Origin of the sequence: Pseudomonas fluorescens (genome assembly GCF_002837185.1) — a bacterium.
GTDB lineage: Bacteria > Pseudomonadota > Gammaproteobacteria > Pseudomonadales > Pseudomonadaceae > Aquipseudomonas > Aquipseudomonas fluorescens_AM.
Genome location: NZ_KZ477998.1, coordinates 84589 through 99392 on the forward strand (window position 1 = coordinate 84589; position 14804 = coordinate 99392).

13 protein-coding genes and 1 pseudogene are annotated in these 14804 nt (G+C 61.1%); 4 read left to right on the forward strand and 10 right to left on the reverse strand.

The features are described 5' to 3' along the window. Positions 1 to 354: 354 nt before the first annotated feature. On the reverse strand, positions 355 to 1551 hold the full coding sequence (locus CIB54_RS15080; RefSeq protein WP_015886370.1) for a class I SAM-dependent rRNA methyltransferase: 1197 nt from the start codon (positions 1549 to 1551) through the stop codon (positions 355 to 357). Positions 1552 to 1846: 295 nt separating this feature from the next. On the opposite strand from CIB54_RS15080, the gene CIB54_RS15085 reads away from it, so the two are divergent. Both CIB54_RS15085 and mutM read left to right on the forward strand, forming a co-directional pair. Continuing rightward, the gene (locus CIB54_RS15085; protein WP_175413240.1) at positions 1847 to 2659 is read left to right on the forward strand and encodes an HDOD domain-containing protein; all 813 of its coding nucleotides are present in this window, start codon (positions 1847 to 1849) and stop codon (positions 2657 to 2659) included. A 21-nt stretch (positions 2660 to 2680) separates the two neighbouring features. Continuing rightward, positions 2681 to 3493 (forward strand): bifunctional DNA-formamidopyrimidine glycosylase/DNA-(apurinic or apyrimidinic site) lyase, encoded by an 813-nt coding sequence (gene mutM, locus CIB54_RS15090; RefSeq protein WP_065949605.1) that lies wholly within the window; start codon positions 2681 to 2683, stop codon positions 3491 to 3493. A gap of 138 nt (positions 3494 to 3631) precedes the next feature. Here mutM and CIB54_RS15095 read toward each other — a convergent pair whose 3' ends face one another. From CIB54_RS15095 to CIB54_RS15115, 5 genes and pseudogenes are all read right to left on the reverse strand, one after another. After that, a complete protein-coding gene (locus CIB54_RS15095) occupies positions 3632 to 3883 on the reverse strand; it encodes a YfhL family 4Fe-4S dicluster ferredoxin (protein WP_065949604.1) in 252 nt (83 codons plus the stop codon). 102 nt (positions 3884 to 3985) lie between these two features. Continuing rightward, the gene (coaD, locus tag CIB54_RS15100) at positions 3986 to 4465 is read right to left on the reverse strand and encodes a pantetheine-phosphate adenylyltransferase (protein WP_003234650.1); all 480 of its coding nucleotides are present in this window, start codon (positions 4463 to 4465) and stop codon (positions 3986 to 3988) included. 103 nt (positions 4466 to 4568) lie between these two features. Beyond that, positions 4569 to 6164, reverse strand: coding sequence for a GMC family oxidoreductase (locus CIB54_RS15105; RefSeq protein ID WP_101220183.1), 1596 nt, complete (start codon positions 6162 to 6164; stop codon positions 4569 to 4571). 34 nt (positions 6165 to 6198) lie between these two features. Continuing rightward, complete coding sequence (locus CIB54_RS15110; protein WP_101220184.1) at positions 6199 to 6744, reverse strand: twin-arginine translocation pathway signal protein; 546 nt, start codon at positions 6742 to 6744, stop codon at positions 6199 to 6201. Positions 6745 to 6773: 29 nt separating this feature from the next. Continuing rightward, positions 6774 to 8213 (reverse strand): annotated as a pseudogene (locus tag CIB54_RS15115) (coniferyl aldehyde dehydrogenase); the annotation flags it as partial. A gap of 132 nt (positions 8214 to 8345) precedes the next feature. Between CIB54_RS15115 and CIB54_RS15120 the strand changes: the two are divergent. Both CIB54_RS15120 and CIB54_RS15125 read left to right on the forward strand, forming a co-directional pair. Then, complete coding sequence (locus CIB54_RS15120; RefSeq protein ID WP_065949600.1) at positions 8346 to 9017, forward strand: TetR/AcrR family transcriptional regulator; 672 nt, start codon at positions 8346 to 8348, stop codon at positions 9015 to 9017. Positions 9018 to 9050: 33 nt separating this feature from the next. Next, positions 9051 to 9905: a sulfurtransferase gene (locus CIB54_RS15125; RefSeq protein ID WP_101220186.1), complete on the forward strand. Its 855-nt coding sequence runs from the start codon at positions 9051 to 9053 to the stop codon at positions 9903 to 9905. A gap of 120 nt (positions 9906 to 10025) precedes the next feature. On the opposite strand, the gene CIB54_RS15130 is transcribed toward CIB54_RS15125, so the two are convergent. From CIB54_RS15130 to CIB54_RS15145, 4 genes are all read right to left on the reverse strand, one after another. Then, on the reverse strand, positions 10026 to 11021 hold the full coding sequence (locus CIB54_RS15130) for a hydrolase (RefSeq protein WP_101220187.1): 996 nt from the start codon (positions 11019 to 11021) through the stop codon (positions 10026 to 10028). A 132-nt stretch (positions 11022 to 11153) separates the two neighbouring features. Continuing rightward, positions 11154 to 11759: a 16S rRNA (guanine(966)-N(2))-methyltransferase RsmD gene (gene rsmD / locus CIB54_RS15135; RefSeq protein ID WP_065949597.1), complete on the reverse strand. Its 606-nt coding sequence runs from the start codon at positions 11757 to 11759 to the stop codon at positions 11154 to 11156. Next, the gene (locus CIB54_RS15140; protein WP_101220188.1) at positions 11759 to 13249 is read right to left on the reverse strand and encodes a M16 family metallopeptidase; all 1491 of its coding nucleotides are present in this window, start codon (positions 13247 to 13249) and stop codon (positions 11759 to 11761) included. Before CIB54_RS15140 ends, rsmD begins: the two co-directional genes overlap by 1 nt. Beyond that, entirely contained in the window at positions 13242 to 14597 is a 1356-nt protein-coding gene (locus CIB54_RS15145; RefSeq protein ID WP_101220189.1) for a M16 family metallopeptidase, read from the reverse strand. Before CIB54_RS15145 ends, CIB54_RS15140 begins: the two co-directional genes overlap by 8 nt. Positions 14598 to 14804: the final 207 nt, after the last annotated feature.

Here is a 14804-nt window from a genome sequence, read left to right on the forward strand (position 1 = left end):
TCCCCAGCGTTTTAGTTGCTTAGCGGGCTTTCAATGCTACCAAGAAAGCCAAGTTGGCGATGTGGGAAGTTTCCAGTTTGATATTTTTCATTTTGGATCTCCTTATTTTCAATTTTATATTTAATTAAAGTGTCGCCGTCATCGGTGACAATTGGATAATAGGATTTAATGATGAAATTTCAAGAAAAAAACGCGTAGGAGTATTCGAGTTTTTTTGTCGGATTGGTACTACGAAGTGGCGTGGGATAGTTGTTCTATGTTTAATAGGCAGTCGGTAAAATACGGTCGGGCTGAATGGCTTAGATGTAATGAAATCATAGGAGATCCATTTTGGATCCCCCATTCAGATGTTAATCAGCTATTGGGCAGCAACCGACACGTAATGCTCTTGATATACCGCGTCTCGACAATCGCCGGGTGCACCGGATGATCCGGGCCCTGGCCGCCGCGTTCGAGCATCTGGATGTTGCGATCCAAATGACGGGCGCTGGTGAGCAGGATGTTTTGCAGGTCGTCTTCGGGCAGGTGCATGGAGCACGAGGCGCTGACGAGGATGCCGTCCTTGCTGAGCAGGCGCATGGCTTGCTCGTTCAGGCGGCGGTAGGCGCCTTCGCCGTTTTTCATGTCTTTTTTGCGTTTGATGAAGGCCGGTGGGTCGGCGACGATCACGTCGAAGCGTTCTTCGCTGGCTTTGAGTTCTTTCAAGGCTTCGAAGACGTCGCCTTCGATGCAGGTCATCTTCTCGGCCACGCCGTTCAGCGCGGCGTTGCGCTCCACGCCATCGAGGGCGAAGGCCGACGCGTCGACGCAGAACACTTCACTGGCGCCGAAAGCGGCGGCTTGCACGCCCCAGCCGCCGATGTAGCTGTACAGGTCGAGAACGCGCTTGCCTTTGGCATACGGCGCCAGGCGGGCGCGGTTCATGCGGTGGTCGTAGAACCAGCCGGTTTTCTGGCCCTGGATCACCGGGGCTTCGAATTTCACGCCGTTTTCTTCCAGTGCCACCCACTCCGGCACCAGGCCGAAGACGGTTTCGACATAGCGGTTGAGGCCTTCGGCGTCGCGCGCGGCGGAGTCGTTCTTGAACAGGATGCCGCTGGGCTTGAGCACCTGGGTCAGTGCGGCGATCACGTCTTCCTTATGGGCTTCCATGGTTGCCGAGGCGATCTGTACCACCAGAATGTCGCCGAAACGGTCGACCACCAGGCCCGGCAGCAGGTCGGAGTCGCCATAGACCAGGCGGTAGAACGGCTTGTCGAACAGGCGGTCACGCAGGGACAGCGCGACGTTCAGGCGGTGCACCAGCAGCGACTTGTCCAGCGGCAATTTGATGTCGCGCGACAGCAGGCGGGCGCAGATCAGGTTGTTCGGGCTCATGGCCACGATGCCCAGGGTCTTGCCACCGGCCGCTTCCAGGATAGCCTGGTCGCCCGCCTGAAAGCCGTGAAGTGGGGTGGCGGCCACGTCGATTTCGTTGCTGTAGACCCACAGGTGGCCGTTGCGCAAACGACGATCGGCGTTGGCTTTGAGACGCAGGCTTGGCAGGGACATGACGTCGCTCCGGAAAAAAGAGCGGGAGTATACCCTGTTGTGTCGTTACTGACCGCGCCGCCGGACATGTGGGAGGGGGCTTGCTCCCGATAGCGGTGGATCAGTCAGTTCATCTTTCACTGAGATACCGCAATCGGGGGCAAGCCCCCTCCCACATTTAGTCCGGTTTCAATCGGGCAATTGGGTGTCGGCCCGGTCTGCTTAAAGGGTAGAATCCACACCTAGCCCAGAGTGTGTACTTATGTCCCAAGAGCTTTCCGCCGAACAGATCCAGCAGGTCCTGCAAGGCATCAGCGTGCCGCCCCAGCCGCAAATCATGGTGGATTTGCAGATGGAGCAGTACATGCCCGACCCGGACCTGGAAGTGATCGCCCGGTTGATCGCCCAGGACCCGGGCCTGTCCGGCGCGTTACTGAAGATCGTCAACTCGCCGTATTACGGCCTGAGCAACAAGATCGCCTCGATTCAGCGCGCAGTGAACCTGCTGGGCAGCCGCTCGGTCATCAATCTGATCAATGCGCTGTCGATCAAGGGCGAGATGAGCGACGACACCATCGTCACGCTCAACCGCTTCTGGGACACCGCCCAGGATGTGGCAATGACGTGCCTGAGCCTGGCCAAGCGCACCGGCTCCCAGGCGGTTGACGAAGCCTATGCCCTGGGCCTGTTCCACGACTGCGGCGTGCCGCTGATGCTCAAGCGGTTCCCGAACTACATGACGGTGCTGGAGCAGGCCTACGCCAATGCCGGCCCGGATTGCCGCGTGGTCGACACCGAGAACAACGCGTTCAACACCAACCATGCGGTGGTGGGTTACTACACCGCCAAGTCCTGGCGCCTGCCGGAGCATGTGACCGACGCCATCGCCAATCACCACAATGCCCTGGCGATTTTCAGCGATGAGTCGTCGCGTAACCCTGTGCTTAAAAACCTGCTGGCGATCCTGAAAATGGCCGAGCACATCTGTTCGTCCTGTCGCGTGCTGGGCAATCAGGCCGTTGACCATGAGTGGGATGCGATCAGCCACCTGGTGCTCGATTACGTGGGCCTGTCGGACTACGACTTCGAAAGCATGAAGTTGTCGATCCGCGAACTGGGCGCGCACTGAGCCTTTCTTCCCGAGGTACACATGCCTGAGTTACCAGAAGTCGAAACCACCCGGCGCGGGATTGCCCCGCACCTGGAGGGCCAGCGCGTCAGCCGTGTGGTGGTGCGTGAGCGTCGCCTGCGCTGGCCGATCCCCGAGGACCTCGATGTGCGCCTGTCCGGCCAGCGCATCGTGCTGGTGGAGCGGCGAGCCAAGTACCTGTTGATCAACGCCGAAGTGGGCACCTTGATCAGCCACCTGGGCATGTCGGGCAACCTGCGCCTGGTGGAAGTCGGCATGCCTGCGGCCAAGCATGAACATGTGGACATCGAGCTGGAGTCCGGCCTGGCCCTGCGCTACACCGACCCCCGGCGTTTTGGCGCAATGCTCTGGAGCCAGGACCCGCACAATCACGAGCTGCTGGTCCGCCTGGGGCCCGAGCCGTTGACCGCGCTGTTTGATGGCGAACGCTTGTTCCAGCAGTCCCGTGGACGGTCGATGGCGGTGAAGCCGTTCATCATGGATAACGCAGTGGTGGTGGGCGTGGGCAATATCTATGCGACCGAAGCGCTGTTTGCGGCGGGCATCGATCCGCGTCGCGCAGCGGGCGGTATCTCGCGGGCGCGCTACCTGAGGCTGGCGATCGAAATCAAGCGCGTACTGGCTGCGGCGATCGAGCGGGGCGGTACCACCTTGCGCGACTTTATTGGCGGCGACGGGCAGCCGGGCTATTTCCAGCAGGAACTGTTCGTGTATGGCCGGGGCGGCGAGGCGTGCAAGGTCTGCGGGACCGAATTGCGCAATGTGCTGCTGGGGCAGCGGGCGAGTGTGTTTTGCCCCAAGTGTCAGAGCTAATTACTGTGTAAGGGCTGCTATAGCCATCGTGGGCAAGCCCCTCCCACACTTTGATTTGTGAATACATTCAAAATGTGGGAGGGGCGGTGCGACGATTCGACTTGCCCCCGATAAGGCCTTTACAGGCGCTAAAGAACCTCAAGCCTTGCCGGTAATCTTGCGGTACTTCTCCAGCAACTGCTCTTCAGTCTCGGGATGTGCCTCATCCAGCGGAATGCAATCCACCGGGCACACCTGCTGGCACTGGGGTTCATCGTAGTGGCCGACACACTGGGTGCACAGGTTGGGGTCGATCACGTAGATCTCTTCACCCTGGGAAATCGCAGCGTTCGGGCACTCGGGTTCGCAGACGTCGCAATTGATGCAATCGTCGGTGATGATCAGGGACATGAGAACTCCTGCCAGGGCTGTCAGCCAAGGCATCTGAAAACGAATGCGCGCAATTGTGCCGCATTGGCGCCCGCAGTGCGAGCGGGCGCCGAGTGAGCGGTCTTACTTCTTGAAGCGCAGCGTCAGCGCGTCTGCGACGGCCGGGTGCACGAATTTGGTGATATCTCCGCCCAAAGCGGCGATTTCGCGAACCAACGTCGAGGAAATGAACGAATAACGTTCCGACGGGGTGAGGAACAGGCTTTCCACGTCCGGCGCCAGTTGTCGGTTCATGTTGGCCAGCTGGAATTCATATTCGAAATCCGACACCGCGCGCAGGCCACGCAGGAACACATTGGCGTTCTGCTCCTTGGCAAAGTGTGCCAGCAGTGTCGAAAAGCCCACCACTTCTACATTAGGCAGGTGCCGGGTGACCTCACGTGCCAGCTCCACGCGTTGCTCCAGGGGAAACAACGGGTTTTTCTTGGGGCTGGCGGCTACCGCGATGATCACATGGTCGAACAGGCGAGAGGCGCGTTCGACCAGATCGCCATGGCCTTTGGTAATCGGGTCGAAGGTACCTGGGTACAACACTCGGTTCATCGCGTCGTCCTGGCGGAGTCCGTTGGGGAATCGGATGGTATCGCAGCCATCCCGGTCGGCCAAGTCGACTTATGTAGATAAATGCCGTGAATCGAACGGTTTTTCACGCTGTTTTCAGACGTTCGGACAAGGCTGACGCCAGTTGGGCGCTCAATCCATACACCGACAACTGGGGGTTTGCCCCAATGCTGGTGGGAAACAGCGAACCGTCGTGAATCGACAGGTTACGCAGTTGGTGGTGGCGCCCGAGGCTATCGGCTACCGCGTTTTTCGGGTCTTCGCCCATGGCGCAGCCGCCCATCACATGGGCGCTGCCCAGGGCGGTCCGGTGCAACTCGAGGTTCAAACCGTCAATCACGTTACGCGCCTCGGCCAAAGTGTTCACGTAGCGGGCGTCGTGATGCAGGGGCTTGACCGATGTGGCGCCCGCCGCGAACTGAATCTCGGCCATGCTGTGAAAGGCTCTGCGCAGGCCGTCCCAGGCATAGGGCGAGACCTGATAGTCGAGCACCGGCGTACCGTCACCGCGCAGTTCCACTGTGCCGCCAGGGCTGTCGGGATGAAACCCGTCGCGCAACAGCGCGAGCATGGCGTGGGTATGGGGCAATCGGCTCATGTCCAGGGCGTTCTGTGCCCCGTAGCCGCCAAACAAGGTGCTTGCCAGCCCTGGATGTAAGGGTGGCGCTTCTAGCTTGTAGGACATTTTACCGGTAGTGCCGTCCTGCCACTGGAAGTGGTCGGAATAGATCGACTGCGGCGCGCCGTAGAACGGATTGATCACTTCGTCGAACAACCCGGCGGAGAAGTTCACCAGGTGCAGGAAGGTGCGCTTGCCCAGCCGCGAATGGGGGTCGGGCGCGTCGGAGCGCATCAGCAATGCCGGGCTGTTGATGCCGCCGCCCGAGAGTACGTAATGTCTGGCCTTCACGCTGATCCTGCGCCCGGTAGGCGCCACGCAGCGTTCGTCCATGGCCACGCATTCCAGGCTGCTGATTGTGTCGCCGCTATAGGTGAGACGCTCGGCGCGCGCCAGGTAGAGCAGCTCGCCGCCGTTCTCCAGAGTGGCGGGGATGGTGGTCACCAGCATCGATTGCTTGGCGTTGACCGGGCAGCCCATGCCGCAATAACCCAGGTTGAAGCAGCCGCGCACATTGCGCGGGATCACGTGCCAGCTGTAGCCGAGCTTTTCGCAGCCTTTGCGGATCACGTCGTTGTTGGCATTCGGCGGCAGGGCCCACGGCGCAATGCCCAGGCGCTGTTCCATGGTCTCGAACCACGGGGCCATCTCGGCGCTGCTATGGCCCTTCACTGCGTATTCGCTGGCCCAATGGGCGAGGGTGGCATCGGGGGTGCGGAAGCTGGAGGTCCAGTTGATCAGCGTGGTGCCGCCCACCGCCCGGCCTTGCAGGATGGTAATCGCACCGTCCTTGCTCATGCGCCCGATTCCTTCCTGGTACAGGCTGGCATAGGCTTCGTCTTCCAGCAGCTTGAAGTCGCTGCTGGTCTTGAGTGGGCCTTCTTCGATCAACAGCACCTTGTAGCCGGCGGCGCTGAGAATTTGCGCCGTGGTGCCGCCACCGGCGCCGCTGCCGATGATGGCCACGTCGGCTTCCAGGGTCAGGTCATTGTCGAGGGCGGCGCCATTGTGGGTTTTCCAGCCACGGGCCAGGCCGTCGCGGAACAGATCGGGTACGGGCATCAGGGTCGTCTCTTTTTATTGTGAGGGATGCAGATCAGATCTTCGGCGGGCCGGGGTAGCCGCAATGGGCCCAGGACTCCGGCCGGAAGTACCAGGCCATGATCACCAGCTTGAGCAGCGAGCCCTGGCCCATGCGCAGCAGGTTCAGGTAGCTGTTTTCCCAGCGGTGCAGGAAGTTGCGGATCTGCTCGCTGCCGGCGTTTTCCCAACTGCCCCAGATGCCGGTCAACGGTCCTCGGGTAATGCCCATGCTCAACACGTCGAACAGCTGCTGGGTGAGCTTGAACATCTCCGGCGACAGGTGCTGAAGGCTGTAGTCGAGCTTTTTCAGGGTGTCTTCAATCCCCGCGCTGACGGCCTGGGCGCTGGCCGCGCCTTCCAGCAGCACCGGGATTACCGCGCGCAGGAACGGCAAGTCACTGGCGCGCAACATCGCAAAGCCGCTCGCCGGCGTGCTGCTCGAGCAACCGCTGAGGCTGGCACCCAGCCCGGCGGTGGCCAGGAAGGCGCTGGCGCACAGGCCGATTTTCAAGACGCCGCGCCGCGACAGTGCAGGTGAATCAGTCAGGCTGGGGTTCATTGTTTTTATTGTCCCGGTGGTGGCGGTTATCAGCGGATAAACAGCTTCTGGATCAGTTTCTGGATTGATTTCCCATAGGGCGGATAGATCAACTTCGCCGCGTTCAGACGCTGCTTGACCAGCACGCCCTTGGCCTTGCTGAAGGTCAGGAAACCTTCGTGACCGTGGTAATGGCCCATGCCAGAAGGGCCGATGCCACCAAACGGCAGGTCATCCTGGGCCACCTGCAGCAGGGTGTCATTCAGGCACACGCCGCCGGAGTGGGTCTCGTGGAGCACGCGGTTCTGTTCGCTCTTGTTGTAGCCGAAGTAATACAGGGCCAGTGGACGCGGGCGCTGGTTGATGTAGGCAAAGGCCTGATCAATGCCGCGATAGGGCACGATCGGCAACAGCGGACCAAAGATCTCATCCTGCATCACCGTCATCTCGTCACTCACATTCAGCAGCAGGCTGTGAGGCATGCGCCGTGCCTGGCCCTGGTCGTACAGCGCAATCAGCGTGGCGCCCTTGTCGGTGGCGTCCCTGGCGTAGGCATTGAGCCTGGCCAGTTGTCGCTCGTTGATGATGGCGGTGTAGTCCGGGTTGTCGGCCAGGGTCGGATAGAATTCACGAATCGCATGGGAGTAAGCCTCGACGAAGCCTTCCACACGATCCTCCGGCACCAGCACATAGTCCGGTGCTACGCAGGTTTGCCCGGCGTTCAACGCCTTGCCAAAGGCGATACGCTCGGCAGCATCCTTGAGCGGCACATCGGCGGAGACGATGGCTGGTGATTTGCCGCCCAGTTCCAGGGTGACCGGCGTGAGGTGTTCGGCGGCCGCACGCATCACATGCCTGCCGATGCTGGTGGCCCCGGTGAACAGCAAATGATCGAAACGCAACGTGGAAAACGCCATGCCGACTTCGGCTTCGCCGAGCACCACGCACACCAGATCCTCGGGGAAGATCCTGGCCAGCAATGCCTTGAGCAGTTCACCGGTGGCCGGCGTGGATTCGCTGAGCTTGAGCATGACCCGGTTGCCGGCGGCCAAGGCTCCGACCAGCGGGCCGATGGCCAGGTACAACGGGTAGTTCCACGGCACGATCACGCCGACCACACCCAGCGGCTGGTAGATGACTTTGGCCGACGCGGGCTGAAAGGCAATGCCTACAGCGCGGCGGGAAGGTTTCATCCAAGCTTTGAGGTGCTTGCTGGCGTAGTGAATACCATGCAGGCTGGGCATCAGCTCGGCAAACAGGGTTTCGTCCGCGCTGCGATGGCTGAAGTCCTGGCTGATCGCGTTGATCAGCGCCTGGCGTTCATCGCTGAGCAAATCGCGCAAGGCCTTGAGCCATTGCTGGCGTTGCGCGGCCGGCGGCATCGGGTTGGCGGCATAGGCGCGACGTTGCGCTTCGAACAGGTCCTGGAGATGATCCAGCGCCTGGGATTCTTGCAGGTAGGCAACGTTGGCAGACATGGCGCGATCCCGATTGTTATAGGTCTGCCTGGATTTTTAGAGTTATTGCTCTAAGTTGTCAAATAACATTGCAGTAACATCTGGATTTAACCTGACCGGCATAGGCCGTAAGATGCCCCATCCCGTGTTTGGAAGCTGATCCCTATGGCACCACGAGTAAAGACCAGCGAGCGCATCGTGCAAACCAGCCTGGAGCTTTTTAACCAGCAGGGCGAGCGCAGTGTCAGTACCAACCATATCGCTGCCCATATGGAAATTTCCCCGGGCAACCTGTACTACCACTTCCCCAATAAGCAGGCGATCATCGCCGTGCTGTTTCGCGAATACGAAGCGTTGGTGGACAGTTTCCTACGCCCGCCCCAGGGGCGCGCGATGGTGGTGGAAGACAAGCGTTTTTACCTGCAGGCCGTACTGGCGGGCATGTGGCGCTACCGCTTCCTGCACCGCGATCTCGAGCATTTATTGGAGAGCGACCCGGAGCTGGCCACTGGCTACCGACGGTTTTCCCAGCGCTGCCTGATTCAGGGCGGGGCGATCTACCAGGGCTTTGTCGACGCCGGCATTCTCACGATGGACCCGGTGCAAACCGAAGCCCTGACCCTTAATGCCTGGATTATCCTCACCTCCTGGGTGCGGTTTCTGTGCACCACCAATGAAAACTCCACTCATTTAAGCGCCGAAGCCATAAAGCGTGGGGTATACCAGGTGCTGGTGCTTGAGGCGGGTTTTGTCACGCCCCAGGCCAAAGCAGCGGTGGATGCGTTATTCAAAGAGTTTTACGTGCCGTTGAACCAGGCACTGGAAGAAGTGAAGTAGGATCTTTCCCCTTTGTATGCACAGGAGTCAGTCATGCCGCTTGCCCAATTGATCAGTCCCCAACAATTGGCCGAGCGCCAGAAGACGGCCGGGCTGGTGATCCTCGATTGCCGCTTTGCCCTGGAAGACCCGGATTACGGGCTGTGCAGCTATGCCGAAGGGCATATCGAAGGGGCGCAATATGCCGATCTCGAGCGCCACCTCAGCGGCCCGGTGATCAAGGGTGTGACCGGCCGTCACCCGCTGCCCGCGGCGGACGCATTTATCGAGCAATTGCAGGCGTGGGGTGTCAGCGCTGATACCGACCTGGTGTTGTATGACGATGGGTCAGGGGCCTACGCGGCTCGGGCATGGTGGTTGCTGGCCTGGCTCGGCAAGCGCGATGGCGTGTTTATCCTGGACGGCGGTCTCAAGGCCTGGCATGCGGCGGGCTTCCCATTGAGCCTGGATGCGCCGGTGGTCGAACCCGGCACTTTTTCCGCTACGCCGGATAATCGACTGTTCCTGGATGCCGATGAGTTGAAAAAACGCCTGGGCGAACCGGGCATGACCTTGATCGATGCCCGCGCCCAGGCGCGTTTTCGCGGCGAAGTAGAACCCATCGACCCGATTGCCGGGCATATTCCCGGCGCGCAGTGCGCGGCATTCAATGAAAACCTGGGCAGCGATGGGTGCTTTTTACCGGCTGAACAGCTCAGGCAGCGTTTTGCTGCGCAGTTGCAGGGGCGTCCGGCGCAGGCGTTGGTGGCGTACTGCGGTTCCGGGGTGACGGCGTGCCATAACCTGTTTGCGCTGAGTTTGGCGGGGTACCCGCTGGGCAAGTTGTATGCGGGGTCGTGGAGTGAGTGGATTACGGATCCTGCTCGTGACATTGCGACAGGCGACTAAAGGCCAGATCTGCAAACCCAATCAAAATGTGGGAGGGGGCTTGCCCCCGATAGCGGTGTGTCAGTCAGTACATCTGTTACTGATCCACCGCCATCGGGGGCAAGCCCCCTCTCACATTTTTTATCCGTGTTGTGCCAGTAGCCATTGGGGGATGCGGCGTTCCAGATAGTAGCCGGGGCGTTTCAGCGAACCCTCTACGAATCCCACATGTCCACCCTGGGCCAACAGCTCAAACTCCGTACAGTATGATAGCTCACTGGCTTCGGGCAGGCTGTGGGCAAACACAAACGGATCATCAGCTGCCTGGATAATCAGGGTTGGCGTGCGTATAGCGCCCAGATAGTAGCGGCTCGACGCCTTGCGGTAATAATCCTCGGCGCTCTGGAAGCCGTGCAGCGGCGCAGTGACCCGCCCGTCGAAATCCCAGAACGTGCGCATTTTCTCCAGCGAACCCAAAGCTTCCAGGGCTTTCAATCCGTCTTGCCGACCGTCCTGCAGAAACTGGCGTTGCTTGACGCGGATATACGCCAGCATTTCGCGCATGAAGTGCTTCTGGTAGATCCGCGAAAACCCCAGCCCGATGCGATCCGCGCATTGGTCCAGGCGAAACGGCACCGATACCGCCGCCGCGCCTTGCAGCCCCGAAGCCGCACCGGTTTCGCCCAAATGCTTGAGCAACACGTTGCCGCCCAGGGAATAACCCACCGCATACAGGGGCGCCAAAGGTCGCTTGGCGCGCAAATGAGCAATCGCCGCTGCCAGGTCTTCGCTGGCACCGGAGTGATAGCTGCGAGCCAACAGGTTCGGCTCGCCCGAACAACCGCGCCAGTTCAACGCCACGCTGGCCCAGCCTTGGGCGGCGAGCACTTTTTGCAAACCGGCCACGTAAGGAGAATTGGACGAACCGGTCAGCCCGTGCAGCACCAGCACCAGCGGCGCCTGCACGTCGTGGGGGCCGTGCCAGTCGAGGTCGAGAAAGTCGCCGTCTTCCAGCCACAGGCGTTCGCGTTGGCGCTCGATGTGGGTGGTCGGGCGCCACAGCGGCCCCCACAGTGTCTGCAAGTGGGGGTTGCCGAGGCCGAAGGCGGGTTTGAAGCGGTCCACAGAGGGAGTCATGAAATACTCGCTGCCGGACGAGCTTGCCTGCACTCCTGTAGGAGCGAGCTTGCTCGCGAAAAACGTTAACGATGACGCAGCGCTATCAGGCAGCCCGTGTCGCCTGTTCGACCTTCGCGAGCAAGCTCGCTCTTACAGGGCGCGGTGCCACAGCGCGTAATACACCCGCCCGGATTTCTGCTCCCGGTGCAGGCGCCAGCTGCCCGGCAGGCCGAGCGTCGACGGCGCGGTTTCGCTTTCAGTGTAGATCCATGCATCCGGCGCCAGCCACTGTCGTTCTTCCAGCAGCGTGCACACGGTCGGCAGCAGGTTCTGGTTGAACGGTGGGTCGAGGAACACCACGTCGTATTCGCTGGCAGCCTGGGTTTCCAGGTAGCGCAAGGCGTCGGCGGTCTGGACCTGGCCATTGGTGCAGCGCAAGGTACCCAAGTGTTCCTTGAGGCTGGACACCGCCACATTGCTCGCATCCAGCGCTTGTGCCTGGGCTGCGCCACGGGACAGCGCCTCCAGGAACAACGCGCCACTGCCAGCGAACGGGTCAAGTACCTTGGCGCCGCCGATGTACGGCGCCAGCCAGTTGAACAGGGTTTCGCGCACGCGATCCGGCGTCGGGCGCAGGCCCACGACATCGGGGAAGCTCAGCTTGCGGCTGCCCCATTCACCGCCAATGATGCGCAGTTGGCCCACACCGTTATGCACGTTGTGGACGGGTTTTTTCGGGCGAGATGAACTGGCCATTAATGCTCCGGAACCCCGAGCGGCTGCTCGGCGGGTTTATCAGTGGGGGGCGGTAGTGGCTTTTGCGCAATCGTCGGGCCGGCGGTCACGATGACCATCTTGTCGGCGCTCAAGTGTTTGTTCATTGCCGCCTTGACCTGCTCTACGGTCAGGGCCTGGGATTGTTTCATGAAATCTTCCAGATAGCTCAGCGGCAGGTTGTAGAAACCCATGGCCCCCAACTGCCCGACGATATCGGCGTTGCTGGCGGTGGACAGCGGAAAGCTGCCGGCCAGTTCGCGCTTGGCATCATCGAGTTCTTTCTGGGTGGGGCCGTTTTTGAGGTAGTCGGCCACCACCTCTTCAACCAGGCGCAGGGTGCCGCCGCTCATTTCGGCGCGGGTCTGCAGGTTGATCATGAACGGGCCACGCACCTGCATCGGCGAGAAACCGGAGTACACGCCGTAGGTCAGGCCGCGTTTTTCGCGCACTTCGCTCATCAGACGGGTGCCGAAGCCACCGCCGCCGAGAATCTGGTTGCCCAGGGACAAGGCTGCGTAATCCGGGTCTGCACGGTCGATGCCCAACTGCGCGAACAGCAGGTGGGTTTGCTTGGACGGAAACTCGATACGGCTCAGGCCGGCCTTTGGCTCCGTCGGCTGGGCAATCTTCGCCAGGGCCGGGCCCTTGGGCAGCGCGGCAGAAACCTTGGCAGTCATGGCTTCGGCTTCGGCACGGGTGAGGTCGCCGACCACCGCGATCACGGCATTGCCCGCCGCGTAGGCCTTGGCATGGAATGCCTGCATTTGTTGCACGGTAATCGCCGGAACGCTTTCAGGCGTGCCTTCGCTTGGGTGGGCATACGGGTGGTCGCCGTACAGGCGCTTGAACAGCTCGATGCTTGCCAGCTTGGCGGGGTTCTGCTTCTGGTATTCGAAGCCGGCCAGGATCTGGTTCTTGATGCGGGCCAGTGAATCGGCGGGGAACGTCGGCTTGCCGATCACATCATCGAACAGCGCCAGTGCGGCATCGCGCTTGTCGCTGTCGCTCAAGCTGCGCAGGGACACCAGGGCCATATCGCGGTAGGCGCCATTGCCAAAATCGGCGCCCAGGCCTTCAAAGCCGCTGGCGATCTGGCTGACGTCCTTGCCCGGCACGCCTTCGTTGAGCATGGCGTTGGTCATCAAGGCCAGTCCCGGCACGTTGCCGTCCTGGCTGCTGCCGGCGGCGAACAGGATGCGCACGTCGAACATCGGCAATTCATGGGCTTCGACGAACAGCACCTTGGCGCCTTCGGCGGTGGTCCAGGTCTGTACGTCGAGCTTGCGGTTGGTCGGTGCTTTACCGTCCAGCTCAGCCAGCGATTGCAGCTTGCTGGCCGATTGAGCCTTGTCCAGCGCCGGGCTGGCAACGGACTCGCTCGGGCGCAGCAAATACACGGCACTGGCCGCGATCAGGGTAACGGCGATCAGGCCGGGCAGAATCAGGCGGCTGCTTTTGCGGTCACTCATGAGCGGTCTCCTCAGGCAAAACATGGGCGACGCTCAGACGTTCGCGGGTGAAATAAGTGCGCGCCGCCTTTTGGATATCCTCCGGGGTCACGCTTTGCAGGTCGGCAAGCTCAGTGTCCATCAGCTTCCACGACAGGCCGACGGTCTCCAGCGAACCGATGGCCGTGGCCTGGCTGGTGATGGAGTCGCGCTGGTAGACCACGCCTGCTATCACCTGGGCGCGGATGCGCTCGAGTTCTTCGGCGGTAGGCGGCTTGGCCTTGAGCTCTTCCAACAGGCGCCACAGGCCGGCTTCGGCTTGGGCGACGGTCTTTTTCTTCTGCTGGTTAGGCGTGGCGCTCAGCATGAACAGGGTATCGCCGCGGGTATAGGCGTCGTAATTGGTGGAGGCGGCGGAGACCAGTTCTTCACCGCGCTCCAACTGCTCGGAGATACGCGCGCTGTAGCCGCCGTCGAGCAGGGCCGAGATCAGGCGCAGGGCTTGGACCGAGCGCTTGTCTTCGGCCGTCGCAAGGCCGGGCACATTGAAACCGAGCATGACGCTCGGCAACTGGGTTTGCACGTGCAGGGTCAGCAGGCGCTCGCCGGGCTCGGCCAGCTCCATCGGAATCTTGGCGGGAGGGACGTCGCGCTTGGGGATCGGGCCGAAGTAGCGCTGGGCGAGGGTTTTCACCTCGTCCGGCGTGACATCGCCGACCACCACCAGGGTCGCGTTGTTCGGTACGTACCAGGCCTGGTACCAGTGGCGCAGTTCCTCGACCTTCATGCGTTCCAGGTCGGCCATCCAGCCGATGGTTGGCGTGTGATAGCCGCTGGCCGGGAAGGCCATGGCCTTGAAACGTTCAAAGGCCTTGGACATCGGGTTGTCGTCGGTGCGCAGGCGGCGCTCTTCCTTGATCACCTCGATTTCGCGGCTGAACTCATCGGCCGGCAGGCGCAGGCTGGCCATGCGGTCGGCTTCCAGCTCGAAGGCCACGCCCAGGCGGTCACGGGCCAGCACCTGATAGTACGCGGTGTAGTCGTCACTGGTGAACGCGTTTTCTTCGGCGCCCAGGTCGCGCAGGATCAGCGAGGCTTCGCCGGGGCCGACCTTGGCGCTGCCCTTGAACATCATGTGTTCCAGGGCGTGGGACAAACCGGTCTGGCCCGGGGTTTCGTAGCTCGAGCCCACCTTGTACCAGACTTGGGAAACCACCACCGGCGCACGATGATCTTCGCGCACGACGACCTTGAGGCCGTTGTCGAGGGTGAATTCGTGGGTGGGTTGTGGATCGGCAGCCAAAGCTGAAAGGGGCAGACAAACTGTGCTGAGCAGCAGGCCTGCGGCGCGGCGGGCTAGAGCATTCATTCGTTTTTTAACCTGTTGGACTGCCCGCTTGGTCTTAGCGTCGGCGGGCGAGGAGGTGCTAGGATACTGATCCGACTCAGGGACGGCCACTGTGGCTGTCCTGTTAAGGCTCTATTTAGGCCTTCAAAATGTTGCGCATGAACGAGCTGGCTAAAAAACAGTCTGTTACGCATCGAATTTTATTTACCGAAGCGCCGCTTGGCGCGT

Coding starts and splice junctions, on each gene's coding strand:
- CIB54_RS15080 (WP_015886370.1), bottom strand. CDS start 1,551: ATGTCCCTGCCAAGCCTGCGTCTCAAAGCCAACGCCGATCGTCGTTTG.
- mutM (WP_065949605.1), top strand. CDS start 2,681: ATGCCTGAGTTACCAGAAGTCGAAACCACCCGGCGCGGGATTGCCCCG.
- CIB54_RS15095 (WP_065949604.1), bottom strand. CDS start 3,883: ATGTCCCTGATCATCACCGACGATTGCATCAATTGCGACGTCTGCGAA.
- coaD (WP_003234650.1), bottom strand. CDS start 4,465: ATGAACCGAGTGTTGTACCCAGGTACCTTCGACCCGATTACCAAAGGC.
- CIB54_RS15105 (WP_101220183.1), bottom strand. CDS start 6,164: ATGCCCGTACCCGATCTGTTCCGCGACGGCCTGGCCCGTGGCTGGAAA.
- CIB54_RS15110 (WP_101220184.1), bottom strand. CDS start 6,744: ATGAACCCCAGCCTGACTGATTCACCTGCACTGTCGCGGCGCGGCGTC.
- CIB54_RS15120 (WP_065949600.1), top strand. CDS start 8,346: ATGGCACCACGAGTAAAGACCAGCGAGCGCATCGTGCAAACCAGCCTG.
- CIB54_RS15125 (WP_101220186.1), top strand. CDS start 9,051: ATGCCGCTTGCCCAATTGATCAGTCCCCAACAATTGGCCGAGCGCCAG.
- CIB54_RS15130 (WP_101220187.1), bottom strand. CDS start 11,021: ATGACTCCCTCTGTGGACCGCTTCAAACCCGCCTTCGGCCTCGGCAAC.
- rsmD (WP_065949597.1), bottom strand. CDS start 11,759: ATGGCCAGTTCATCTCGCCCGAAAAAACCCGTCCACAACGTGCATAAC.
- CIB54_RS15140 (WP_101220188.1), bottom strand. CDS start 13,249: ATGAGTGACCGCAAAAGCAGCCGCCTGATTCTGCCCGGCCTGATCGCC.
- CIB54_RS15145 (WP_101220189.1), bottom strand. CDS start 14,597: ATGAATGCTCTAGCCCGCCGCGCCGCAGGCCTGCTGCTCAGCACAGTT.